This is a genomic window from Veillonella magna DSM 19857, assembly GCF_000428745.1.
Classification (GTDB): Bacteria; Bacillota; Negativicutes; order Veillonellales; family Veillonellaceae; genus Veillonella_A; species Veillonella_A magna.
The window spans coordinates 37,695-62,695 of sequence record NZ_AUAN01000006.1; the positions used below are offsets into that span (position 1 = coordinate 37,695).

The window sequence follows — 25,001 nt, forward strand, 5'->3', positions numbered from 1 at the left end:
TTATGAAAAGAGAAAGAATAGATATTGCGCTAGAAATGGCATACATACATCCTGGTATTGGGAGCATATTGCTTATAGGACCTACCGGCTGCGGTAAGAGCCACAGAATACGGGCTTTTTTTCAGGAACAAGGGATACCTTTGGTAACGATTCCTATTTATGCAACACAGGAGACTTTGTGCGATCATCTTGATATAAAAGAAACATTGCAAAAAGGTACGCTACACACGGAGGAGGGACTGCTTTCCAAAGGCAGAGGAGGAGTTATATATATTGATGATGTTGATCATCTTTCTTGTGAGCAGTGGCGATGTATTAGACAACAGCAATACAGTAAAGAGAAAGGTTTGCCGATATTTACATTGGTTGGGACAATAAATACAAGTGAAAATGAAATAGATAGGGCCTTTATCAATGAGTTCGATTTGATTGTAGTTATGTGTAATCCTACGAAGGAAGAGCGTATTACAGTTTTAAGGGATCTAGCAAGAGCGAGTAAACAGTTAGAGCGACAAGAAATGGTTAAGACCTGTGTTACGGATATTCAGTTACCACAAAAAGAGGCAGCATATAGAGAAAAAATGGCGAGTCGATGTCTCAATATCAGGCTAGACGATTCGATGAGACAGCTTATTGCTGAGTACTGCACGGCCAATGGCATAGTTGGTAATGTTAAAGAGATTTGTATAGGAAGGGCAGCGTCAGCGATTGCGGTGCTAGATAATAAGGAATATGTATTACCAAGTCACATTGAAACAGCTATACGCTATACAATCTTTACAGCAGGGAACAGAGACTCTCCGTCAGGAAATACTAATATGGATAATGTAGATCACAAAGATGAAGGTAAGAAAGATGGTCAAGAAAAACACGAGAGACCACAGAATAATATAGTGCCACCAAGGGAAAATAAGACAGTAACAGATCGAGAGAGCAATGTGAAGGGGCAATGGCCGACAATACAATTAAAGGATCAAGGCACAGAGGACACGATAGTTTCTGGTAAAGATAATGAAAGTAAACAAGACGGTTCGTGCAATCAAATAAAAATGACTATGCAAAAGCAATCTGATGGCACGGCAAGGGGCAATAATCAGTTAAAAAAAGATAAAGAGAAAGTTATACCGACCCCAGAAAATTATAATGCATTAGCTTTTGCCGTAAAAAAACGGATGGACTCCTTTTGTCGATCGGGCGCGGGGAGACAGATGACGACGCATAGTAAGAGCGGTAGGGGGCGTTATATTCGAGCTGTTAAATCAAAAGGGGATAGTAGGGATATAGCATTAGAAGCGACAGTACGTGCAGCGGCTCTTAGACAGGGCGGACGCAGAGAAGGTCCTATGGCTATAGTGATTCATAAGGAAGATATATATGTGAAGTTGAGAGAAACACGGGTAGGTAGACATATATTATTTGTTGTAGATACCAGTGGTTCTATGGGGGCGAAAGAACGTATGGAAGCGGTGAAAGGTACGATTGCCGCTCTGTTGCAGGATGCATATGAAAAGCGAGATGTGGTGGGGGTTATTAGTTTTCGACGGATGAAAGGCGAGGTGATACTCCCCTTCACGCGGAGTGTAGTACTAGCTCGACAAAGAATGGAACAATTGTCAACGGGTGGTCGTACTCCATTAGCAGAAGGCATTCGGATGGCGAGTAATACATTGCAACAGTTAATGAGAAAACAGCCGATGGCTCGTCCTTTGGTGGTGTTTGTAACGGATGGTCGTGCTACATATGGTAGTACGGATAATCCGGTAGAAGAAGCCTATCAAGCGGGACGCCAGCTAGCAATGTTACAGGTAGATGGGATTATCTTAAATACGGAACAGGGACCGATAACTGTAGGTATTGCCAAACCATTGGCTGAAATTATGGGAGCTGCATACTATCATTTGGATTGTTTAAAAGATATTCATATTATAGGGGCTATTGCAGCAGCTAGATAGATTGAGTAAAGGGGGATTGTCTATGATAAAGAAAATACTGTTTATTACTAGTAAAAATAGGCAATATGAATGTGCATTACAAGGCATTTCGTCAATCAGGAACTCCCTGGAGGTTGATTTGACTGTGAAGTTTATGCGACGTGACGCTGTGTTTGATGAGCAGTGGAGAAAAGCACTAGTCAATAGTGATTGCGTATGCATTACCCATGCTGGTACGGGGGTGGATACTCCTTTTTTAGAGGATGCGGAAAAATGGTTACGACAGTATCATCCTATGTATATCATGGTATTGGATACAGGAGGGCAAAAAAAAGAGAATCCCAAGAAAGGCATTGGACAGCAAGAGGAAGATGAGATTTTGCTATATTTAGCACATTTTAGTCAAGAAAATTATGGAGGTCTTGTTTCCTATTTGTTATCTTTGACAGGCAGCATGTGTGAGGTTGTTCGCCCAAAACTAATACCTTGGTATGGTATTGTTGGTATTAATGGTGAAGTATATGAATCTTATGGAGCTTATCGGCAGTCATATCCTGAGAAATCAAAGAACTGCATTGGTATCTTATTCTATCGCGAAGAGTGGATAGAAGGAACTCTAGAGTATCAAAGAGCATTGATAGAATGCATCCAACAAAAGGGTTGGGACGCTGTGCTGTTTTTTTCTTTCTATGGACGCAATGAAAAGACGGGGCAAACGTCGTTAAAGGAATCTATGGATGCCTTGTTTGGTCCCAACCAGTGCCCTTTGTCAGCGATTATCAATACGTGTAAATTTTCTTCTATTGGTTTGAAAGGCGTATTACCTGAAGAATTAATTGCCTATGATATCCCTTGGTTTACGGGCACGGTTTCTTATGGAAGTGAAGTATCGTGGCAGGAACGGAGTGAGGGCTTGCCGGCACAGGAAATCACTATGTCGTTAGCCATGCCAGAGATGGATGGATGTATTCATGGAGGGTTAGTAGCGACAAAGGAACAAGGAGAGGAAGGATTTCATAACTATCACCCCATACGAGAAAGAGTAGAGGCTGTTGTAGAGCGAGTGTATCATTGGGTAAGGTTACGGAACATTCCCAATAAGGATAAGCGCGTAGCTATTATTTTCCATAATTATCCGCCAACGAATGCTACAATCGGTTCGGCAGCGGGGTTAGATACTCCGGAATCTGGAAGACAAATTTTACAGGCTATGTATGAAGCAGGGTACACAATAGACTATGTACCGGCTACTGGACAGGATATTATCGAACGAGTAGTTGCTCATGCGACCAATGATAAAGAGTGGCAAAGCGAGGATAAGCTAGAACTAGCGGAGGGGAAACTAACGCCTAGTAATTACAGCATATTCTATACAGCGTGCCCTCCTAAGGTGCAACAACAAATGGAGATGCAATGGGGCAAGGCACCGGGAAATGTTTATGTACATCAAGGTGACATGATTGTACCGGGCTTTTCTAACGGAAATATATGGATTATGTTACAGCCTCCACGTGGGTTTAGTGAGAATCCCAGTGCGCTATATCATGATCCGTTGTGCCCGCCCACACATCAGTATGAAGGCGTATATCATTGGCTGCGGTATGTGTGGAAAGCAGATGCTGTTATTCATGTAGGAACACATGGCTCTTTAGAATGGTTACCAGGAAAAGGAACGGCGCTTAGTGATGGATGTTATCCAGAAATGGCCATTGATTATTTGCCCAATATATATCCGTACTGGACGACCATTGTTGGCGAAGGATTACAAGCAAAGCGCAGAAGTGCAGCATGCTTAATCGGCCATTTATCTCCACCTATGACGCGGGCCGGTTTATACAGTGAGTACGCAGAATTAGAACGGATGATAGATGAATATGAGGATTATCACCGCCACGGTGATATGTTTGCATGTGATCAAGTATATTGTTTACTGGAGAAGAAGGCATATAAGTGTCATCTTCTTGATAAAGGTGGTGAGATTCATGAAAAAGAAAAAACTATACAAGTATTACACGAAAAGCTTACAGATCTAAAGTTCATGCAAATACGCTGTGGTTTACATGTACTGGGACAAGTACCTAATGGCAAGAAGAAAGTTGCTTATCTTATTGAGTTGCTCAGAACGTCCAACCCGGGAGCGCCTTCATTGGTACAGTGTCTACAGTCGATAGATAGCAACGAGGATTGTTGGCAAGCTGCAGAAGAAATGATAGAAGCTGTTCTTGATGAGAGAAGAGGACAAGAGGCTTGGCAGATGACTCCGAGGATGAAGTACTTTTGGCAACGGACGCAAGAGAAGGATAGGAAGGCATTATACCGGATAGTGCGTTCAATACGAGAGTGCTATGTACCGGCTTTAGCGCAGACGGGTAATGAAATTGCACATATAATACATGCACTTGATGGTGGATACATACCAGTAGGCCCAGGTGGGGCTATATTTGGAGGTAGAGCAGATGTGCTACCTACAGGACGTAACTTTTTTGGCGTAGATGAACGTGCTTTGCCAACGAAGACTGCATATACAATCGGAATGAAATTGGCAGATGAACTAATTATGTCTTTCATCAAGAAAGAAGGTAAGTATCCAGAAGAGGTAGGGATTGTACTTTGGGCAGATAACACAGCACGGAATTATGGTCAATGTGTAGCTCAATTTTTATACTTATTAGGGGTGCGGCCCGTATGGCAGGATGGAGGTGGTCGCGTTATTGGTCTTGAGGTTATTCCCTTAGAAGAGTTGAAGCGTCCAAGGATTGATGTTACTGGACGTATTAGTGGTTTGATGCGCGATATGATGCCTACGACTATTCAGTGGTTAGATAAAGCCGTTCTTTTGGTAGCTGATAGGGAGGAATCTTGGGATGAAAATTATATAAGAAAACACATACAAGCCGATATGAATTGGCTTATTGAACAAGGCGAGGCAAAGGAAGATGCCCGTATAAAGTCAAGCTGGCGTATTTTCGGTGATCCTCCAGGAGCTTATGGCGCAGGCGTTAACCAAGTGATTGATAATAAGAATTGGGAAACCCTTGATGATTTAGCAAGGGTATACACGACTTGGAGTAGTTATAGCTATAGCACGCAAAAATCGTTACCGCAGGACAAGCGACTTTTTGAACGTCGGATGGCAACAATTGATGTCACGGTAAAAAATGAAGATAATCGAGAGGTAAGTTTGCTGAGTACAGATGATTTTAGTTCCTATCATGGTGGAATGATTGCGGCGGTGAAACATTATAGTGGAAAGGTGCCGATGTCATTTGTTGGTGATACATCTAATATAGATCAACCTGTGGTGCGACAATTAAAAGATGAAATAGAAAGGACATTTCGGGGGGAAGCAGTGAATCCTAAATTTATTAAAGGAATGATGGAGCATGGGTATAAGGGGGCTGCTGATATGGCAGGCTATGTAGCTCATACTTTTGCTTGGGATGCCACGGCAGGAATTGTTGATGACTGGATATATGAAGAATATGCTACATCTTACGTACTGGATCACAGTGTAAGAGAGTGGATGCAAGAAGTGAATCCTTGGGCAGTGCAACGGATGGTAAATACGCTGTTAGAGGCCATTAAAAGGGGACTGTGGCAGGCTATGGAAGAAATGGAAAATCAATTAGCATCTATTTTTTTATCGGTAGATGGTGATTTAGAAGAACGTAGTGAGTCGTGAGCAAATTATGCGAAACATTATAAAGCAAAAATTAGTAAGAGGGGGAGAGGTGAGAAGTGGGAAGGTAATGTATTGGTAGTAAGGCTTGGCAATAGTGAATATATTGGGTATGGAGGTAGTACAATGAAAGCAAAAACGTGGTTATATGGAATGGTGATGGCAACATTAATAGTACCTGTAGGAAGTAGTAGTGCATCAACTGATAATTCAGTAGCGTATACATTAAATCCGTATACAGTGACGGCACAACGTACAAAACGGGCTGATTTAGATACACCTAGTGCAACAACTGTATTGACTCAGGAGCAACTCAAGGCAACAGGCGCATCAACGGTATTTGACGCACTTTCTTTTGTTACTGGAATTACAGATTTTTCATATGGCCCAGGTGGCATGGATTATGGGGCGATGGATAGTCGTGTAAATATACGAGGCATTGAACGTGGTACATTAATTCTCGTAAATGGGGCACCTATTAATTTGAATGGTAAAAACTCTGTCAGTGGACTTAACTTAGATGAGGTAGAACAAGTTGAGGTAGTGCGTGGAGCTGCATCAACTCTGTATGGTGCAGAAGCTATGGGAGGTGTAATTAATATTACAACTAAGTCTGCAGATGAATCTAAGAATATAGCAAAAGTATATGGAGGAAATCACGGAAAAAAAGGATATGATGTGACTCTTAGCAATGAGAAGGTACGTATAAATGTGTCTAAAGATTTTGCTGGACGTATTAATCAAGTGAGTCCGGTGCGGTTGGATAGAGCCTACTATAATAGCTTAGGTAAAAGTGATCAGCTCTCACTATCTGCTAATGTACAATTGGATGATCGCTGGAATTTTAATTACATGCGATCGGAAAGTAATAGTCAATATGAACAGACGAATACATCAGATAATTGGTTAATACGAAAACAGAAAACACCGACGTATGCGTATAATGATAAACGCAATAATGCGGTATTGACATATGATGTTAATGACGTGAAGGGGATTATCTTCTACAATGACCGTCTCTTGTACGGACAAACTAAGGATTATCGTAAGTATAAAAATTATAGCTTTTATGACAATGATAGCAATTATACGGCGAGAAAAATTGGAGGAGATATACAAAAGACATGGCATCTAAGGAATAATAGAGATACATTTGTAGGGGGATTTATGGTAAGCCGTGATACCTATGAGGGTACTTCTAAGGCTAATAAGGATGTGCAGGCAGGACGTAATACCCTGGCGGCATATGGCAGTTATAGTTATAAAATTTCTCCGCGTTGGACAACAACAATAGGTGCCAGATATCAGGTGATTAACGATCCAGTAAAGGATCAACATGTATTTATGCCCCAGTGGCAGACCCTATATGCATTGGATAGTACGACCTCTATTTATACAAATATTGGTAAATCATTTACTATGCCAGCCCTTTCAGATAGTATGGCTAAGAATAAGCAAGGGAAATATATTGCCGTAAGTGGGAAAAATCTAAAACCTGAAGAAGGATGGAATTATGAAATTGGACTGAAAAAAATATATGACAAGAGCTCTTTGCGGATAGCTTTGTATCATATGAAGTTTGATAATTTATTTGCTTGGGCCCCAGACGACACAGGTAAGAAGACGATTCGTATTAATGGCGGTGAATTCAAAAATACTGGGATAGAAGTAGAGTATCGTCAACATATCAATACAAAATGGCAATGGGGTAGTGGCGTGTCTTATTCAAATCCACAACAACAAGATTATGTTAAGGGAGCGTGGGAACTGGCATATCCTAAGATTCAAGCAAATGCATTCCTTACATATACCAATAATAAATGGAGTGGTGGAACATCCATTAATTGGTTGACCAAGCGACTGGAAAATAGAGATGGACGCACAAATCCTGATCTTATTCGCTGGAATGGATATATTGAGTATGAAGTAACGAAGGATAGTAAAATACGATTAGATGTAGAAAATATATTGAATAGGCATAATGTAATAACCAATGGTAGTTATGAATATTGGGATTACCCGCGCAGTTACCGAATTACGTATACTCAGAGTTGGTAAAGGTGAGAGTGAAGTACAAATAAAATATTCTCGCTAGATGAAGTGGATGGTAGATCTAATGTTTTAGCCATTTACAGTAAGTTAAATGAAATATGCTAATAGGTGACTGTTAGCCTTACACGTCATTTTTGGAACGAGTCACGATAAAAGACAGCCGCTATAGCGGTCTATATTCGCTATAGTAAGGATAGATCTTGCATAGACGTTGCGAGGAACCATGGTGCTGCATCGGCAGCCACCATGTGATGTATGAAGACGCGTATACAGTAGAAAGGATGCTAACTATGAATACATTACGACTACTCTATCCGGAATGGCAAGCCGGAGATAAGAAAGGCTATTATTTAGGGGCGCAACTATTGGCAACGTTAGCACCGGGTGGTGATCACCAGCGCACGCGGCAGGTGCCGGTGATGATGCCTACGGGAACACGCTATGGTGTGGGCTAATCTTATGCATCGAGGTGACTCCCTGGTACAATCGACGGTAAAACACCCGTTTACGGCAGAGGATATTTTGTACGTAGGCCTCTAGCCGTTGACGCAAGAGGAAGTACCGCGCATGAAGGAGTTAGGGATTGCCTATACCATTCAAGGGGTGGAATTACTATCCAATGATGTGATTGGGCAGTGGATAACGGCACATGGGTTTACTGCGTTGGCAGTCCATTGGGATTTAGATGTATTGCATCCGGACAGCTTTCATTCTTTATATTTCAATGAACCGGGCGTTCCTCGGTTTACGGGATCATCCCATGGTATTTATAGCCTAGAGCAAATTACGAGTATGTTGCGATCTGTACAAGATATGGCGGATATCGTAGGCTTTACAGTGGCCGAGTATCTGCCGTGGGATGCCATTCAATTGCGCCAATCGCTGGGACTGCTGTCTATTTTTAGTGAGTAGCCTGAGATGTAGTGTTGCAAGATAGAGAAAGGCTAGGAGTAGTGATACAGGGTGTTGAGTGGTAAGGTAGGGTACGGTATGGAATGAAAATGTATGGTACAATAGGCGTAACATCAGAGAGGTATTAATAGGAGATTGAAATGAATGCCAAAAAATATTTGCTTCGGGCTGCGTATGAGCTGTGTTGCCTGCGACCTATTGAACGGATTACGCTAAAAGAAATTTGTGAGAACGCCGAGGTCAGTAAGCAGACGGTCTATCGGTATTACAGAGATAAATACGAATTGGTAAATGAGCTGTATCGACAGCTAACACAAGAGCATATTATAGACGTTAATGCGGTCATGACGATGGATGACTGGAAGCAGATGTATCTTGCACAATTTCGTGTGTTCCGAAACCATTTGGATGTAGTTCGGCATCTATACAGCTCTAGGGAAACAGGCTGCACCCTTCAGTACGAGATAGAAAGCACGATTCGCTTTGACCGAGGATTGCTAGCCAAAAAAGGGGCGGACCTTACTGATCCTAGAATTCAATTTGCCATTGAAGCCAAGGATGTGGGCGGTACGTATATGATGAGAGATTGGATTTTGGGGGGAATGCAAGTAGAGGATGATGAAATGGTTGAACGGTTTCGATGTATTATTCCGCACATTCTGGTTTCTTACTATGAAACATAGTGTAGCGATTGCCCGGCGGTACATAGAACTATAGAGAGTGTCGGCACAGTAACATAGCTTTTAATCTTTCAACATAGGGCAGAAATTGTCTTGACTTGGAGTTTACTTCACGTAGTAGAATGAAACACACAGTAATAGTTGTATGAAGTAGCGAAAAGGAGAGAGCCTATGAACGAACGAAAGACATGGCAACGCTGGGTCGTATATGTTCTTGGCATGGTAGTTGTCGTCGCCGCATTGGGCGGCTTGGCGCTGCAAACGACATGGGGGCAGGTGTTGGCGGCGAAGGCCGGTAAGTACACGTGCGTGTTGGCTGCCTATGTGCCTATCGGTGACGGCGAGATCCGCTTTACCCGTCAGCTCATTACGGCGGACAGCAGCACATCGCGGACGATTATGTGGGAGTCCGTGAAGCCGGAAGCAAGTCCTGTGGTGGAGTATCGCCTGAAGGACGGGGCAGTGGCAAAGCAAACAGAAGCAAAGCAAACAGCGACAAAGCAAACAGCAACGAAGCAAACAGCAGCGGCGAAGTCACAAGAAAGCGATTCGGAAATAAAATGCGTTACGGCAACGGAGTCCGTGCTTACCGATGATGAAGTGACGCGGTATTTGTACACTGCCACTATTACGGGATTGACGCCGCGTACGACCTATGAGTATCGGGTAGGTTATGAAAATAAACGGGGCGATTGGCATCCTCTAACGACAGCCGGCAGTGGGGCTAACAAAGTAGCGACCACAGATGATGCGGCGAATACGTCAGCAACGACGGGTGATGCAAACGCGGCAGAAAGTGAAAATTTTACTGCGCTTATCTTTCCCGACTCCCAATCGGCAGATTACCGCGGCTGGGACGCGCTGGCAAAGGAAGCGTACAAGCGCAATCCGACGGCAGCGTTCTTTATTAACATGGGTGACCTCGTGGACAACGGCGAAGACGCGTCGCAATGGGATGCATGGTTTACGGCGGTGGAGCCGATGATTGAAGACATTCCCTTTGTCGGCGTTATGGGGAACCACGAAACATATAACCTGCAGTGGCAGGTGCGGGAGCCTAAGGCGTACCTGAGCTTGTTCGACTTTCCCGCCGTACCTCAAAGAGAAGATAACAACCGCTACTATTCCTTTGATTATAACGATGTGCATTTCGTGGTGCTGGATACGCAGCTGGCGGAGCGCCCCGAAGCAGAGCGCGAACAGGCGCTGGCCAGGGAAGAGGCTTGGCTTCGCCACGACTTGTTAGCGACGAAGGCCCGTTGGAAGGTGGTGCTCATGCACAAGGATACGCTGCGCTATCCGAACACTAAACGGCCGGACACTGTGCCGGGCATAACCGATATGGGCTATGCGTTCATGCCTATCTTTGATGCGTATCATGTGGATGTGGTGGTGTCGGCGCATTATCACATGTATCGGCGGCGCGGTCACATTAAGGATTTTAAGCGCGATGAAAGCGGGCCCTTGTACATCATCAGCGGTGTAGCCGGTGACGTGCGCTACGCTACATTGTGGAAGTCGCACCCCTTGGACACCTTCGTGTCACCCTATCCGGCGGAGGCCAATTATATTGTGCTGACGAAGACGGATGATCGATTGACATTTGAAGCATTCTTGGCCAATGGAACGAAGTTTGATGAGGTGCAAGTCAATAAACAATAGATACTGTGTGAAAGCACCGCATATAGGTTTCGAAAGTCAGGTCTTACGAATGACGTTTCTCGACCTATATGCGGTGCTTTCGTTTCGTCCTATTGTATTGGCTTGCACATCACAAAGGGGAAAGGGGAGAGAGCTAGGTCTGGCGAATAGCGTTACAGGGCCTATATGAAACGCTTCTTTTTTGCCGTCGTAGTTTATTGGCTTGCATATCACAAAGGGAAGGGGAAAGTCAGGTCTGGCGAATGACGTTTCTCGACCTATATGTGGTGCTTTCGTTATATCCTGTTGTATTGGCGTGTGTTATCATGTGTACAAACGGACGGACACGGATGAGCAAGGGGGACCGTATCCGCTATTATACATGCGGAAGAAGTAGCGGCATATAGAGAGAAGTAGTAATTGCATGCACAGAGAAGTAGCAACGGCAAGCATAGAGAAGCAGTAATGGCATGCATAAAGTAGCAGTATTGGCATATAAAAAATAATAGCGAATTCCAGTTTCATACTACTTTCATAGAACTCTCATTGCTTTTTCATGTGTGAGACATATACTTTCGTCATAACATAACGTGAGTTTATAGATGGGAAAGGTAAGGATGACTATGAAACGGGAAGGTCTACAGCAAAGAATACAATCAATAAAGGCTTGGTTAGTATCGCCGACGTATAAAACATGGCGGCGCCGTGCACTGGCCGGCGTGGTAACGGTGGTAGTACTTGGCGGTGTCGGTGTTGGCAGTGCGCATTATTATGAGGGACAGCAAAAGGCAAAGCTGGAAGCGGCTCGCAGTGAAATGATTCGCAGCGATGCGGAGGCCCATCACGTAACATTGCTTGATGAGGCGGCGATTCGCAGTATTACGGCTAAAGCGGTGAATGTCGATGAAGAGCAACTGGCTTTTGAACGAGTGCGCTTAGCACAATTCAAACCGGATAAAGAAGGCCATAACATGAAGCATCGCAATGATACGAAGCATGATGAAGAGGGCAAACGCGGGACTATGAAAGATGGCGACTACAAAGATCGCGACCATAGAGACCGTGACTACAAAAACCGCGACCATAAAGGAGGTCATTCTTGGGATGTGGCACCCATACCGGACGGTTTGCGCGGCCATTATGCCGACATGACACCGGCACAAAATGGTGAAGGGGCTATGCCGCCGGTACAGGCCGATGGACATGTCGATAGTAACGGCACTATGCCTTCGGCAGGCAAGGAAGCAGCCGCTGCTTCACCGACTGCGGTGCCTCAAGGTAATCCGTCAAGCAAAGCGATGACCAAGGATATGACGAAGATGGATGGCTATATTCATCCTGTCTACAAGGTACGAGCTGCCCACGATGGTGTAGTGTATAAGCTGGTCATTGATGCGGTGGATGGGCATGTGATTGCTAAGGATGTTGACTCGGCAAGTCCTTTTGATGTGTTGTAATGTGAAAATACATAGTGACTAGGTAGCTGACAGTGTTGCTGCTAGTTTATTCCATATAAAATAATAGCCTGTATATCGCAACGGGTCACGGAGTGTAGATGACCGGTGCGATATACAGGCTTGTTTTATAGATTAGTTCTTCAGTATGTCCCCCAAACAGTTGGCTACATAGTCCAGGTCTGCTTCGCTGTGTGCGGCGGTGACGGTCAGGCGCAAGCGACTTTTACCGGCCGGTACGCTAGGCGGTCTGATCGGGGTGAGGATGATGCCGCGGTCGCGTAGCTGGTCGGCGATACGGAGGGCTTTGTCCGCTTCACCAATCATGATAGGAAAGATAGGGGACTCGGTGTGTACGGTGATGCCGTTTTTGGCCAGCGCTTCTTTCATGTACGCTTCGTTACTATGCAGCTGCGGTACCGGCGATTCGGGGCCGGTGATGATTTCCACGGCCGCTAGGGCAGCTGCGATATCGGCAGGGGTTAAGGCCGTAGAAAAGATAAAGCTCCGCGCTTTGTTAATGATCGTATCGATGAGAAGCCGTTTACCGCATACGAAGCCGCCTTCCGAGGCCAAGGCTTTACTGAGCGTACCCATCTGAATATCTACGGAGTCGGTAAGTCCGAAGTAGTGAGCGCTGCCGCGGCCATCGCCGAGTACGCCGGTGGCGTGAGCATCGTCCGTCATTAACAGGGCATTGTGACGGCGGGCCAGGAAGGCCAATTCTTCCAGGGGCGCGATGTCGCCGTCCATGCTGAACACGCTGTCGGTGACGATGAGGCGGATGCCTGTGGTAGGTGCTTTTAGAAGCAGTTCTTTCAGAGCTACCATGTCCTTATGCGGATACACACAAACGGTGGCCCCGCTGAGACGACACCCGTCGATAATGCTGGCGTGGTTCAGTTCGTCGCTGAAAATCGTATCGCCTTTGCCGACCAAGGCGCTGATGGTGCCCACATTGGCCATGTAGCCGGTGTTGAATATAAGGGCGCTGTCGGTGCCTTTTAATTCTGAAAGGATCCATTCCAATGCAGTGAAAAGCGGAAAGGCACCCGAGGTAAGACGGGATCCGCCGGAGCCGGTGCCGTACATGTCGATAGCTTTTTGAGCGGCCGCTTTTACTTCCGGATGATGGGTAAGCCCCAAATAATTGTTGGATGCCATCATAATGTGATGCAGCGGAGCGGGGAAGGTGGTAGGTCCTCGCTGGGCTCGTTCTTCTACGATGTCGAGGGGAACGACGTGCGTAGCATCCACGGGAAGGTACGACGGACATTGACGACGCAGATGGGCTGCTTCTAAGTCAACCATCTGCTGATAATAACGTTCAAAGGGTTTCATAAAGCTCTCCTTGTAATGAAACTGTTGGCGGATTAACGAGAGTTACCGTCGTTTCTAAATACTTTTTAATGGCCGCAATATCGGCGGTGGCATCCACGAAGAACAAGCGACCGCCCAAGGGGGAGCCTACGGGTTTCATGTGGTGCAGGCGATGATAGGTGCTCCCGTAGGACACATAGCCGGTGGTGTAGTCAGGGTCGTCGGAGATGCACAGTTCACCGACAACGCTCGGGGCGGATAGTACCTTGGACGCCAGTACCAAGGCTTCTTCCAAATGAACGCCGCTGTATCCGGCCGCGTTTAGGGCCGTGATGGCTGCTGTTTCGTCGGCAAAGCTCATGCGACTCACGCGCACTCCGCGCTGTCCCCACGGATCGAGACGCTGGCCGGTGCGCATATCCACTAGCATAGCACCGCGCATGGATTCTGGCAAGGATACCAGCTGTGATACGGCACGTCTGAAAGCTACCGGCGTAATTGCCGTGTGCGTAGTCAAAAGGGCTTCCGCCTGTCGGTGCGAGGAGAGAATACGGGGCAGCGTAGTAAGACCGTTGCCTTCAGCGGTCGTATCTGCGGGTTCGTGATTAGTGGGCGATGCCGCCGCTTCATGCGTGGTTGTCGGCGCGTTTACTTCATGATTGGTTGTCTGCGCAGCAGTTTCCCCGTTGGTCGGTTGCGCCGCTGCTTCATGGTTGGTTGTTGGCCCCTCTCCTGTATGCCCGTCTGTCTGTTCGTCGGCAATGGTCAGGCAAGGAATGCGATGAATGGCTTCGTCCGGAATGGCATCGATGGTGATGCGAATGAAATCGGCACAGCCTTTACTGTGCGTAAGAGCGCGATGCACCAACTCGGAAGAAATCTGTTCCAGTTCTTCCTTGGTAACCAGCCGTTCGGCTCCGGAAATGTGATGACCGCCTTGTTCGTGAGGACCGCCTTCGGCAGCGCGCATGCGAATACTGTATAACATATGTGAGGGAAGTTTGTCGTGTAAACTTCCTGCCTCCTTTATGGATGTAACTGTAAGAGAATAGGAAAGAAAGCACGCAGACTATAGGCACTGCGTGATGTACGTAGCTTATACCGATGGCTACGCATGGGTTAGCTACATAAGAGATAGCTACTACATAAGAGATAGCTACTACATAAGACAGGTGCTTTCAGCCGAGCATGGCACGATGGGGGCCGTAGGATGTGGCCGCCTGCAAAATGCGACGCAGCAAGGTCGTTACGAACGGAGCGGCACAGGCCGTAAAGAGATAGCCCGGTATGGCGGCGGTTACCATGGCGAACACGAGGTCGCCGAAGAGCGGATACAAGCTGAGCCGTGCCAAGGCAGAGGCGATGGGCCCGGCCAGAATGATGCTCAGCCAATGGCGGCGCCCCGCATAGAGAAAGAGCCCGACCCATAAGCGAAACTGTAGGGCAATGGCTACATGTAACAGCGTTTGCGTACCCAACAGCAAGGAGATCACACTGGCCAAACAGCCGGCGATGATGTAGCGTTTAAACCCGAAAACGGCGCAAATGGCCACGGCTAGCGGTGCGGATAGTTGAAAGTCCACGCCGGGAATGACATTGGGAATTTTGATGGCCCCCGTTACGGCAATAAAGGCGGTGAGCAACGCTAGTTGACATAGCGAAACCGGTGAAAACAAGGAAACCTCCGATGATTGATGATGTGACATTCTGCATCCCTACCCTTTCAAGAAATTGTAAACAACAAAAATATAAACACGTTTACATTGATATGAGATTATTATAGCTGAAAGGAGAGATGGGGTAAACTCAAAGCGTATTACTGGGAATAAATTAGGCAGCTTATATAGGTATCGCAAGTCAGGTCTGACGAATGACGTTGCTCAACCTATATAAGCTGCCTTTGGTTGGAAGAAGAGAGAAAATGACGTTTCTCAACCTCTATACGGATCTTTATATGCAGTTACATTTCCCAGCGGGGAGAGGAGAAAGGGGTTTCTTAATTTATGTGAATATTATAATTTCGGCAAAATAAAGTGAATCCACGGCATACCGATGACGATGAAAATCAGCAAGTAGATGATGCCGAAGATAGCACCGAGCTTCCAGAACTCCGGCCCTTTTACATAGCCACTGGCAAACCATACCGGACTATGACCGGTGCCGTAAGGCGTAAGGATGCCCATGATGCCCATAGGAAGTAATAAAGCTAACATAATTTCAGCAGGGTTACCGCCGGCTACATGCGTGGCCAATACGGTGAAGAGTCCCACCATAGCTGTTACATAGGCTGTACCGGAAGCAAAAAAGTAACGCAATACACAAAAGGCAATGAGTAGGCCTAAGGTAGCCATTGTCGTATCTAGATGTGTTAGGTAACCACCGGCTACGTTGGCTAACCATGTTAGGAAGCCTACATTTTTTAATCCTGCTGCCATAGGTACTAATGTGGCAAACCAAGTAAGTACATTCCAGGCCGGTTTATTAGCTAAGAAGTCAGACCAGCTGATAATGCGAAACAGTACCATTAGGATGATGACAATCAGTGCCGTTGTGGTGGGATTAACACCAAAGAAGGACGAGCCTATCCATAATACCAAGGCTAATAAAGAGATGAGTGCCATGGCGATTTCATTTCGACTCATAGTGCCCAGCTTGGTGAATTCTTCGCGGGCCCATGCGGCAATTTCGGGTGATCCTTTTACTTCCGGCGGGCAAAGGAAGTAGGTAAGCAACGGTGTTATAAGAAATAACAAAAAGCCTACGGGGGCAACGGCGATGAACCAGCCGGTCCAACTAACGAGAGTTACTCCGGACTTGGCGGCGAGTTCTACTGCCAGCGGATTAGGGGCTTGCCCTGTTAAAAAGAGAGTACTGGATACACAGGTGGTAGCTAAGCTGAGCCATGTTAAATAGGCACCGATGCGCTTTGGGTTTTTATCCGGGTAGCTATCAAACATGGGACAGATACCGGATACGATCGGATAAATTGTGCCACCGCTGCGAGCGGCATTACTGGGAATAAACGGGGCTAAAATTAAGTCGGTAATAGCGATAGCATAACCGAGACCAAGAGAGGACTTGCCCAAATGCTTTACTAAAAATAAAGCAATTCGTTTGCCGAGACCGCTGTTTTGGTAGCCGATACCAATCATAAAGGCCGCGAAAATGAGCCACACGATGGAGTTGGAGAAGCCGCTTAGCCCCCAGCCGATAGCTTGTGCCGAAGTAGTGGGAACAATGGAACCGTTTTTTTCAACGACAGGCATACCTACTCTGAACAGTACGGATAGAGTGATAGCGATAAGACCAATAAATGCCGGAGGCATAGGTTCTAGAATTAAACCGATAACAAGACCGGCAAAGATGCTGACAAATATCCAAGCGCTGCTGCTCAAGCCGGCCGGTGCACCAATGAGAAATACCAATAGGCCGACGATGATAGGTGCCGCATATTTCCATAGAGGCGTGTTAACTTTGTTTGACATACATACATCCTTCCTTATACATATATACTACCTATGTAATACCTAGACGGTAACAGTACACTACCGGTACTGCTGTGTTACTATACGCGTATAGGCGTGTTTGAAACGTTATTATTATATATAAAGAGTGACGGTACTACAAATGAATAGTCGGCATAATGGATATGGGCATACTAAATAATCGCCATAGTTGTATTTACGCGCAGCGGATTATCGGACGGTTAGTCCTTCCCCGATGCGCCGAGCCACGTCTTCGACGATGGCCGGGGCTGTCGCTAAGTTAAAACGGGCAAAGCCCTGATAGTTGGGGGCAAACCATTCGCCAAAGTCTACGGCAACACCGCAGGTGTCTTGCAGAAATGCCTTCGTCGCTTCCGGTGCCAGGTAAGCGCGGAAATCCACCCAACAAAGGTAAGTGCCTTCCAGGGGCGTGATGATGAGTTCCGGCGCCTCTTCCTTTAACCGTCGGGAGAAGGTGACGGCGTTTTGACGAATGACATTAATCAATGCATCCAGCCAATCGTCGCCGTATGTATAAGCCGCTTCGGTTGCCGTAATGGACAGGGCGTTCGGCTCGATTTGTCCCAAGGTTTTCATGTAAGCCATGTACTGTTTGCGCACGTTTTCGTTGGGAATGAATAGGTGCGAGTGTAAAAGCGACGCTAGGTTAAAGGATTTTGAAGCGGAGTTGACTACGATAATCCGATCTTGGTACTTGCCGTTAGCAACGCGCAGTGCCGGTGTAATGGGACGGGAACCGGGAATGATATCCTGGTGAATTTCATCGCTGATGATTGGCACGTCATACTCGTTGCAAAGCACAAATAAACGGGTCAGTTCGTCTTCACTCCACACGCGGCTTACCGGATTGTGGGGGTTGCAGAGAATGAACATGCGCACACGGCCGGAGCGAAGCTTTGTTTCCACATCGGTGAAGTCAATGGAATAGCGCCCGCTTTCATCGGCAACGAGATCGCTGGTATACAACGTGCGACCGGTATCGTTGATGGCATAGTGGAAAGGATAATAGACAGGCGTGAGAATCAGCACGCCGTCACCGGGTTTGGTCAAGGCATTGATTAAACTGTACAAGGCGTTGACGACGCCGGAAGAAAAGCGGAACCACTCGCGCTTTAGCGTATAGCCGTGGCGCCGTTTATGCCAACCGATGACGGCATCGTAATAGCTGTCGGGAATCAACGTGTAACCATACACGCCGTGAGCCACGCGTTCCTCTAACGCGGCAGTAATGGCAGGACAGGTTTTAAATTCCATGTCCGCTACCCACATGGCGGTTAAGTCGGCATTGCCGAATTTCTTTTCCAAGGCATCCCATTTTAAACTGTTGGTGTGACGCCGTGATACGAGATACTGTGTTAAAAACTGAGTGGTGTCCATAGTGCGCTCCTTTCATGATGAAGCAACTTAATAATAGGTGTTAGTCATAGTAACTTAGAGATAGGTATTAGTCATGGTGCCATATGTGTTGCCGCTTCGTTTGGTTATACTGATGAAGACGTTAATAGCTGTTAACGCTGTCACATGCATGGGCGTGTGTCCGTATAGGGGTAGTATAGCACGGTTTCGATGTAGACGTAGTATGGTGTGGTTGCTATATGCGTAGTGTGGCGTGTTTGCTATATACGTAATTGGTGTATTTGTTATATGTGCAGTATATAGCGTGTTATATATATGTAGTATGCAGTGTGTTTAATATATGCGTAATGTAACGAGTTTAATAGATGTATAATATAGTGCGTTTAATACGTGTGTAATGCAATAAGAAAATTAAAAAAGTTATGTACATAAAATATCGATAGAGTGGAGTAAAGAAAATTGTTAAAAGACTTAACATTTTATGTATTTTGTGTTATAGTAACCGTGTTAAGCATTTAATTATGTGACTAGTTATCCTTTTGACTCTCGAAAAAAGGACGGTGGGGACCGTCCTTTTTTTCTTGCTTATTTTTTGCGCTTTCTTGCTAACTATTCGCTGTAGATAGTGACAGCGATGGCAATCATTAAAGAAAGAACTTCGTATGTGCTCATGGGATCACCACCTTTAGTGATGAACCCAACCTCGTCAGCTATCTCAATACAAGTATAACAGAGTAATCATTGATAGTCTTACCATTTTATAGATCGTGTGTTATACTATTAGCAGGTAGTGACAGCGATGGCAACAATGAGCGGGGCGAGCAAGGGCACCCAAATTACAGATGTAACTAGCTCAAAGAGAGATTAAAAAGGACGGTGGCAGCCGTCCTTTTTTCCTTGCTTATTTTTTGTGTTTTCTTACTAACCATTCGCTGTAGGTAGCAACAGCGATGGCAATCATGAGAGAAGAGAAAATTTGACTCTCCCCTTATAGATAGCGTATAATGAACGTATGAAAAGAGATAGCTGACGAGTGGATGCGTCGGGCTCATCTCTCGAAATTAAAAATTTAGATTGATGAAAGGGCCCGACGTTCCTACAGTGTTGGGTCTTTTATCATTTTAGGATAAAAGCCACAAGCATAGCAAAGGCAATCATTAAAGAAAGAACTTCGTATGTGCTCATGGGATCACCGCCTTTAGTGATGAAGCCAACCTCGTCAGCTATCCTAATACAAGTATATCATATTTCGTACAAAGAGACTGAAAAACGAATTATATGTGTGAAAGAATTTTATAAAATGGTTAATGAAAAAGTCGGAATACAATGATGATGTCCATCGTTGTGCTCCGGCTTTTTTACTGTGCATAAATTACTTTACCAGGTGATCCCCCGATAAATTTTCCCTGACAAAAAAGGATTTTTGTCATTGCACTTTGAATATATACAATATGTGATTTATGAAATTTGATGTTATTTCGATACTTCCTTTGCTAGAATGAAACCAAATGTAGCCAAATAGACATAAGGAGTGACAAACATGAGCCAAGAACGTTTTGATGCGATTGTGGTAGGCGGCGGTATGGCCGGTGCCTCGGCAGCCTATCGTTTGGCCAAGGCCGGCATTCGTGTGCTGATCGTTGAACGCGGCAATTATGCAGGGGCCAAGAACGTAACCGGCGGACGCATTTACACGCATTCGCTGGAGCAGCTTATCCCTGATTTTAGAAAGCGTGCCCCCTTGGAACGAAAAGTAACGCAGGAACGCATTTCTATTTTAGAAGGCGGTAAGTCGACAACCATAGAATATAACGGCGGTGCAGAGCATCCCGATGAAGAGTCCTATGTGGTACTGCGCAGCGTGTTTGATAAGTGGCTGGCAGATGAAGCGGCTAACGCCGGTGCGATGGTGGTCAACCGCATTCAGGTGGACAGCTTGCTTATGCAGGGTGATCGCGTAGTAGGCGTGCGTTGCGGTAATGATGAAGCCTATGCCAATGTAGTGATTCTGGCAGACGGAGTTAACTCGTTGTTGGCAGAGCGCGCCGGTTTGCGTGCGCCCCTACGCCCGGCAGAGGTGGCGGTCAGTGCCAAAGAAGTATATACCTTTAACAAGGGTGTCATCGAGGAACGATTCGGGTTGGCCGCGGATGAAGGGGCCTCCTGGCTTTTCATGGGAGATATTACGCATGGCCTTATGGGCGGCGGCTTTCTATACACCAATAAAAACAGCGTGTCCATCGGCATTGTGGTCAGCTTGGAGCACATCGGCGAAGCGGATGCGACGATTGAAGATATGATGAATGAATTCATGGCGTATCCTACGGTGGCGCGTCTTCTTAAAGGTGGCAAGCTGGTAGAACGCAGCGGTCACATGGTGCCGGAAGCCGGGTACCAAGCGGTATCTACTCTCAGCGGTGACGGGTTTATCATCGTCGGAGATGCCGCCGGTTTCTGTGTGAACATGGGCTACACCGTACGCGGTATGGACTTTGCCATCGCGTCCGGCATGTATGCGGCGGATGCGGTGATTAAGGCACATAAGCTAGGCGATTTTTCCGCCGGTGCCATGCGCTATTACGATCTCAAGGTGGAGGACAGCTTCATCGGCAAGGATTTGAAACAATATCGCCGCTTGCCGGACTTCCTCAACAATCCGCGTATTTTTACAGCCTACCCGGCCATGGTCAACGGCATTATGCAGGATGTCTTTACGGTGAACGGTAAAGGGGCATCGCCGTTGGTACCTAAGCTGTTAAAACGTGCGAACAAGGCCGGCTTGGTGGGCCTTGCCATGGATGCGCTGAAAGGAGGTCGTGCCCTATGAAATTGGAAGAAAAGTTAGGCGTCAATAAATATTATGTCAACGAAGGTCATCCGCATATTGAAATCATCCACGACTATCCGGACATGGCAGAAAAAATGAAGCTCGTCAATGCTTGCCCCGCCGGTTTGTATACCTTGCAGGACGATGGCACGCTGGCCTTTGATTATGCAGGCTGTTTGGAATGCGGTACGTGTCGCGTACTTTGCGGCAACACGATTATAAAGAAATGGGAATACCCGGATGATACGAAGGGCATTGAGTTTCGTCAAGGCTAACGGAGGACCGAAGTATGGAGTTATTGGTTTGCATTAAACAAGTACCGGATACATCGGAAATCAAACTGGATCCGGAAACAAATACATTGATTCGCACGGGGTTGCCCAGTATTGTGAACCCCTTTGATTTGAATGCGCTGGAAGCGGCATTGGAGGTAAAGGATGCCAATCCGGGGGCGCGCATTACGGTGATTACCATGGGACCGCCGCAGGCGCAGATTGCTTTGCGCGAGTGCTTGTCCATGGGGGCCGATGAAGCGTATTTGATTACGGACCGTGCTTTTGCGGGAGCGGATACGCTGGCCACCAGTTATACCATTGCTTGTGCGATAAAAAAATTACAACAGGATCAAGGGCATCCGTTCGACATTATTTTCTGCGGCAAGCAGGCGATCGACGGGGATACGGCACAGGTGGGCCCGCAGATTGCGGAAGAGCTGGGCATTCCGCAAGTGACCTATGTGTGCGGTATCGAGGTAACCGGCGATACGGTGAAAACGAAGCGTGAACATGAAGCGGGCTTTGAGGTGTTGGAAACGACCATGCCTTTGTTGGTGACGGCGGTGAAGTCTTTGAATATTCCGCGGTATCCGCAGCTCATCTATTCCATTCGCGCCAATCGCTATGACATCGGCATGCTTACCGTCAAGGATCTTGATGTGGATCCGAAGCGCCTGGGCTTACAAGGATCGCCGACGCGGGTGCGCAAGGTATACCAACCGCCGCTTCGCGCCGCCGGTACCGTATGGCAGGAGCCGCCGCAGGAAGCGGTAGGTAAGCTTATCGATGCGTTGGTGGCTAAGGAAGTTCTTTAAGGCGAGGAGGAATCACGATGTTTGAAGAGTACAAAGGTGTGTATGTGATTGCCGACTGCTTTGAAGGGCAGGTACGCGGCGTCACCTACGAACTAATAGGACAGGCACGCTTGATTGCGGATCAGCTTGGGGAAAAGGTACATACATTGGTGTTGGGAGAGGCCGTGGCGGCTACCGCCCCGAGTATGATTGCGCACGGCAGCGATGTGGTGCATGTGTTTGAGCATCCCTTGCTCGGACGGTATACGACGGACGGCTACACGAAGGTAATTACCGACTTTTTTGCCGCCCATAAACCGAATGTTATTCTTATCGGGGCGACTAATGACGGTCGCGATTTGGCGCCGCGCATTTCCGGGCGTATGAAGAACGGCGTTGTAGCAGACTGTACTATTTTAACGGTAGATACAAAGGATGGGTTGGTAGAATGGACACGGCCGGCTTTGGGCGGTAATATTCTGGCGGAAATTATTTGTCCGGAGCATCGGCCGCAAATGGGTTCGGTGCGACCGAATGTATTTAAAAAGCCGGAGCCTGATGAAACAAGGCAAGGCGAGATTTGCAAGGAACCGGTGCAGCTGGCGGACGGGGATATTCGCAATCGCTTTGTGGAGATGATTCATATCGACAAGGGCGATGTGAATATTGAAGACGCGGAGATTGTCGTTGCCGGCGGACGGGGCATGGGCAATCAGGCGAACTTTGCCAAATTGCAGGAGCTGGCCGATGTGTTGGGAGGCGTCGTAGGTGTCACCAGACCTATTGTAGAAAAGGGCTGGTTTGACCTTAGCCGCCAAATCGGACAAACCGGTAAGACCATTGCGCCGAAGCTGTACCTGGCCTTTGGTATTTCCGGTGCCATTCAGCACACCGCAGGTATCACCGGCGCGGAGGTCATCGTGGCGGTCAACAATGATCCAGAGGCTCCGATTTTCAAAGTGTGTGATTACGGTATCGTAGGCGATGCGTTGCAGGTAATTGACGAAATGATTAGGCAGTGTAAGCGAATTAAGGCGAACGGCGGCGATGCCGCTGTGGCATTTGCCCAAACGCAGCAAGTACCATCGGCCGATGAAGCATAATTACATAGAAAAAGGGTAGGCGAACATCGTCTGCCCTTTTGTTGCCTGGTAGCTTGTCTGTCTTTTGATCGCCTAGTGGCTTGTCTGTTTTTTGTTGTCTGGCAGTTTGTTTGTCTTTTGGTTGATTGGCAGCTTGTTTGTCTTTTTGTTGACTGTTATCTTTCTATGAGCCTAGCATACTCCTATGGTATAATTAACATAAATATGTGTGATGTGGAGGTCTACAATGAAACGAATGGTATCTATGCTGACGCAGGAAGTCGTACCGGCTTTTGGGTGTACCGAGCCGATTGCTTTGGCTTTTACGGCGGCCAAGGCAGTGGAGGAGTTGGGTACATTTCCAGATGCACTGGTGGTGTCCTGCAGCGGTAATATTATAAAGAATGCAAAAAGCGTGGTCATTCCTAATTCCGAGGGTCGCCGAGGCATTTACTACAGCCTGATTCTAGGGGCACTGGTCGGCAATGCCCAGCGGGAACTGGAAGTATTGGAAGCGTTGACGCCGTCGGATATTGAAAAGGCGGATGAGCTGATGAACAGCGACTTTTGCAAGGTAACGTTGGCGGAAAACGTAGAGAATTTGTTTATTGATGTAACGGCGATAAAAGGCGATCATCGTACTCGTGTGGTCGTTCAAAATAAGCATACGCATATTACGCATATCGAAAAGGACGGTGTTACCGTTTTCGATGAGCCGTTAGCAGCGACGCAGGCTGCCGATGAGCTGTTGACCTTTGACGATTGCTACACGTTTGCGGAGACCGCCGATTTGTCGGAGGTACAGGATCGCCTGTTACAACAGTTTACCTATAACATGGCCATTGCCGAAGAGGGGATGACCCATGATTACGGTGCGAACATAGGCAAGCTGATCATGGAAGAGGCGACCAGCTTGCGAGATAAAGCAAGAGCTTATGCAGCGGCCGGGTCCGATGCGCGCATGGGCGGTTGCAGTATGCCGGTTATGATTAACTGCGGCAGCGGTAATCAGGGGATTACGATTTCCGTGCCGATTTGGGTGTATGCGGAGGAACACAACATTCCTATGGAATGGCGCATTAAAGCCTTGGCGTTGGCAAACCTGTTGGCCCTTTACATTAAGCAGGGCATCGGCCGACTCAGTGCGTATTGTGCCGTAGTCAGTGCTGCTTCCGCAGGGGCGGCCGGTGTGGCCTATCTCATGGGCGAGCCGAAAGCGGTGGTGGAAGCTACGCTGTCGAATGCGCTAGCCGGTACATCCGGCGTAGTATGCGATGGAGCCAAGCCGTCATGTGCCATGAAAATTGCCTTGTCCGTCGGCAATGCGCTGTTGGCATATAAAATGGCGCGCACCGATAATAACTTTAAGTCCGGTGAAGGCCTGGTGAAAGGCACGGTGGATCGCACGGTAGCCACCATTGGCGATGTAGCCAGAGTGGGCATGAAGGAAACGGACATCGTCATTTTAGAATCTATGCTGGAAAAATAAGGC

19 protein-coding genes are annotated in these 25,001 nt (G+C 46.9%); 13 read left to right on the forward strand and 6 right to left on the reverse strand.

Annotated elements, in window-relative coordinates:
• Positions 1-2: 2 nt before the first annotated feature.
• From G344_RS11385 to G344_RS0102605, 8 genes are all read left to right on the forward strand, one after another.
• On the forward strand, positions 3-1,952 hold the full coding sequence (locus G344_RS11385) for a VWA domain-containing protein (RefSeq protein WP_051245672.1): 1,950 nt from the start codon (positions 3-5) through the stop codon (positions 1,950-1,952).
• A 22-nt stretch (positions 1,953-1,974) separates the two neighbouring features.
• The gene (cobN, locus tag G344_RS0102575; protein WP_051245674.1) at positions 1,975-5,613 is read left to right on the forward strand and encodes a cobaltochelatase subunit CobN; all 3,639 of its coding nucleotides are present in this window, start codon (positions 1,975-1,977) and stop codon (positions 5,611-5,613) included.
• Between the two features lie 123 nt (positions 5,614-5,736).
• The gene (locus tag G344_RS0102580; RefSeq protein WP_028254833.1) at positions 5,737-7,668 is read left to right on the forward strand and encodes a TonB-dependent receptor; all 1,932 of its coding nucleotides are present in this window, start codon (positions 5,737-5,739) and stop codon (positions 7,666-7,668) included.
• Between the two features lie 284 nt (positions 7,669-7,952).
• A complete protein-coding gene (locus G344_RS11900) occupies positions 7,953-8,117 on the forward strand; it encodes a hypothetical protein (RefSeq protein ID WP_156886138.1) in 165 nt (54 codons plus the stop codon).
• A gap of 112 nt (positions 8,118-8,229) precedes the next feature.
• Positions 8,230-8,574 (forward strand): arginase family protein, encoded by a 345-nt coding sequence (locus G344_RS10510; RefSeq protein ID WP_028254834.1) that lies wholly within the window; start codon positions 8,230-8,232, stop codon positions 8,572-8,574.
• A gap of 140 nt (positions 8,575-8,714) precedes the next feature.
• Positions 8,715-9,257 carry a TetR/AcrR family transcriptional regulator gene (locus G344_RS0102595; protein ID WP_028254835.1) on the forward strand — a complete coding sequence of 181 codons (543 nt, stop codon included), beginning with the start codon at positions 8,715-8,717 and terminating at the stop codon, positions 9,255-9,257.
• 168 nt (positions 9,258-9,425) lie between these two features.
• On the forward strand, positions 9,426-10,916 hold the full coding sequence (locus G344_RS0102600) for a purple acid phosphatase family protein (RefSeq protein ID WP_028254836.1): 1,491 nt from the start codon (positions 9,426-9,428) through the stop codon (positions 10,914-10,916).
• 581 nt (positions 10,917-11,497) lie between these two features.
• Positions 11,498-12,352, forward strand: a complete 855-nt coding sequence (locus G344_RS0102605; RefSeq protein ID WP_156886139.1) for a hypothetical protein — start codon at positions 11,498-11,500, stop codon at positions 12,350-12,352.
• 132 nt (positions 12,353-12,484) lie between these two features.
• On the opposite strand, the gene bioF is transcribed toward G344_RS0102605, so the two are convergent.
• The 6 genes from bioF to G344_RS12260 form a co-directional block, all read right to left on the reverse strand.
• A complete protein-coding gene (gene bioF, locus G344_RS0102610) occupies positions 12,485-13,690 on the reverse strand; it encodes an 8-amino-7-oxononanoate synthase (protein WP_028254838.1) in 1,206 nt (401 codons plus the stop codon).
• On the reverse strand, positions 13,677-14,657 hold the full coding sequence (locus G344_RS11390; RefSeq protein ID WP_051245676.1) for a 6-carboxyhexanoate--CoA ligase: 981 nt from the start codon (positions 14,655-14,657) through the stop codon (positions 13,677-13,679). The genes bioF and G344_RS11390 overlap by 14 nt, the downstream gene beginning before the upstream one ends.
• Before the next feature lie 190 nt (positions 14,658-14,847).
• A complete protein-coding gene (locus tag G344_RS0102620; RefSeq protein ID WP_028254839.1) occupies positions 14,848-15,345 on the reverse strand; it encodes a hypothetical protein in 498 nt (165 codons plus the stop codon).
• Between the two features lie 336 nt (positions 15,346-15,681).
• A complete protein-coding gene (locus G344_RS0102625; RefSeq protein ID WP_028254840.1) occupies positions 15,682-17,154 on the reverse strand; it encodes a DASS family sodium-coupled anion symporter in 1,473 nt (490 codons plus the stop codon).
• A gap of 210 nt (positions 17,155-17,364) precedes the next feature.
• The gene (locus G344_RS0102630; RefSeq protein WP_028254841.1) at positions 17,365-18,552 is read right to left on the reverse strand and encodes a MalY/PatB family protein; all 1,188 of its coding nucleotides are present in this window, start codon (positions 18,550-18,552) and stop codon (positions 17,365-17,367) included.
• A 1,095-nt stretch (positions 18,553-19,647) separates the two neighbouring features.
• Positions 19,648-19,716: a putative holin-like toxin gene (locus tag G344_RS12260; protein WP_353885608.1), complete on the reverse strand. Its 69-nt coding sequence runs from the start codon at positions 19,714-19,716 to the stop codon at positions 19,648-19,650.
• A 355-nt stretch (positions 19,717-20,071) separates the two neighbouring features.
• On the opposite strand from G344_RS12260, the gene G344_RS0102635 reads away from it, so the two are divergent.
• The 5 genes from G344_RS0102635 to G344_RS0102655 all read left to right on the forward strand — a co-directional run bounded on the left by G344_RS0102635 (position 20,072) and on the right by G344_RS0102655 (position 24,998).
• A complete protein-coding gene (locus G344_RS0102635) occupies positions 20,072-21,358 on the forward strand; it encodes an FAD-dependent oxidoreductase (RefSeq protein WP_028254842.1) in 1,287 nt (428 codons plus the stop codon).
• Complete coding sequence (locus tag G344_RS0102640) at positions 21,355-21,633, forward strand: ferredoxin family protein (RefSeq protein ID WP_028254843.1); 279 nt, start codon at positions 21,355-21,357, stop codon at positions 21,631-21,633. The genes G344_RS0102635 and G344_RS0102640 overlap by 4 nt, the downstream gene beginning before the upstream one ends.
• A 14-nt stretch (positions 21,634-21,647) precedes the next feature.
• Entirely contained in the window at positions 21,648-22,448 is an 801-nt protein-coding gene (locus G344_RS0102645; protein ID WP_028254844.1) for an electron transfer flavoprotein subunit beta/FixA family protein, read from the forward strand.
• Positions 22,449-22,465: 17 nt separating this feature from the next.
• The gene (locus G344_RS10520; RefSeq protein ID WP_083963047.1) at positions 22,466-23,530 is read left to right on the forward strand and encodes an electron transfer flavoprotein subunit alpha/FixB family protein; all 1,065 of its coding nucleotides are present in this window, start codon (positions 22,466-22,468) and stop codon (positions 23,528-23,530) included.
• 226 nt (positions 23,531-23,756) lie between these two features.
• Positions 23,757-24,998 carry an L-cysteine desulfidase family protein gene (locus G344_RS0102655; RefSeq protein ID WP_028254845.1) on the forward strand — a complete coding sequence of 414 codons (1,242 nt, stop codon included), beginning with the start codon at positions 23,757-23,759 and terminating at the stop codon, positions 24,996-24,998.
• The last annotated feature ends 3 nt before the right edge of the window (positions 24,999-25,001 follow it).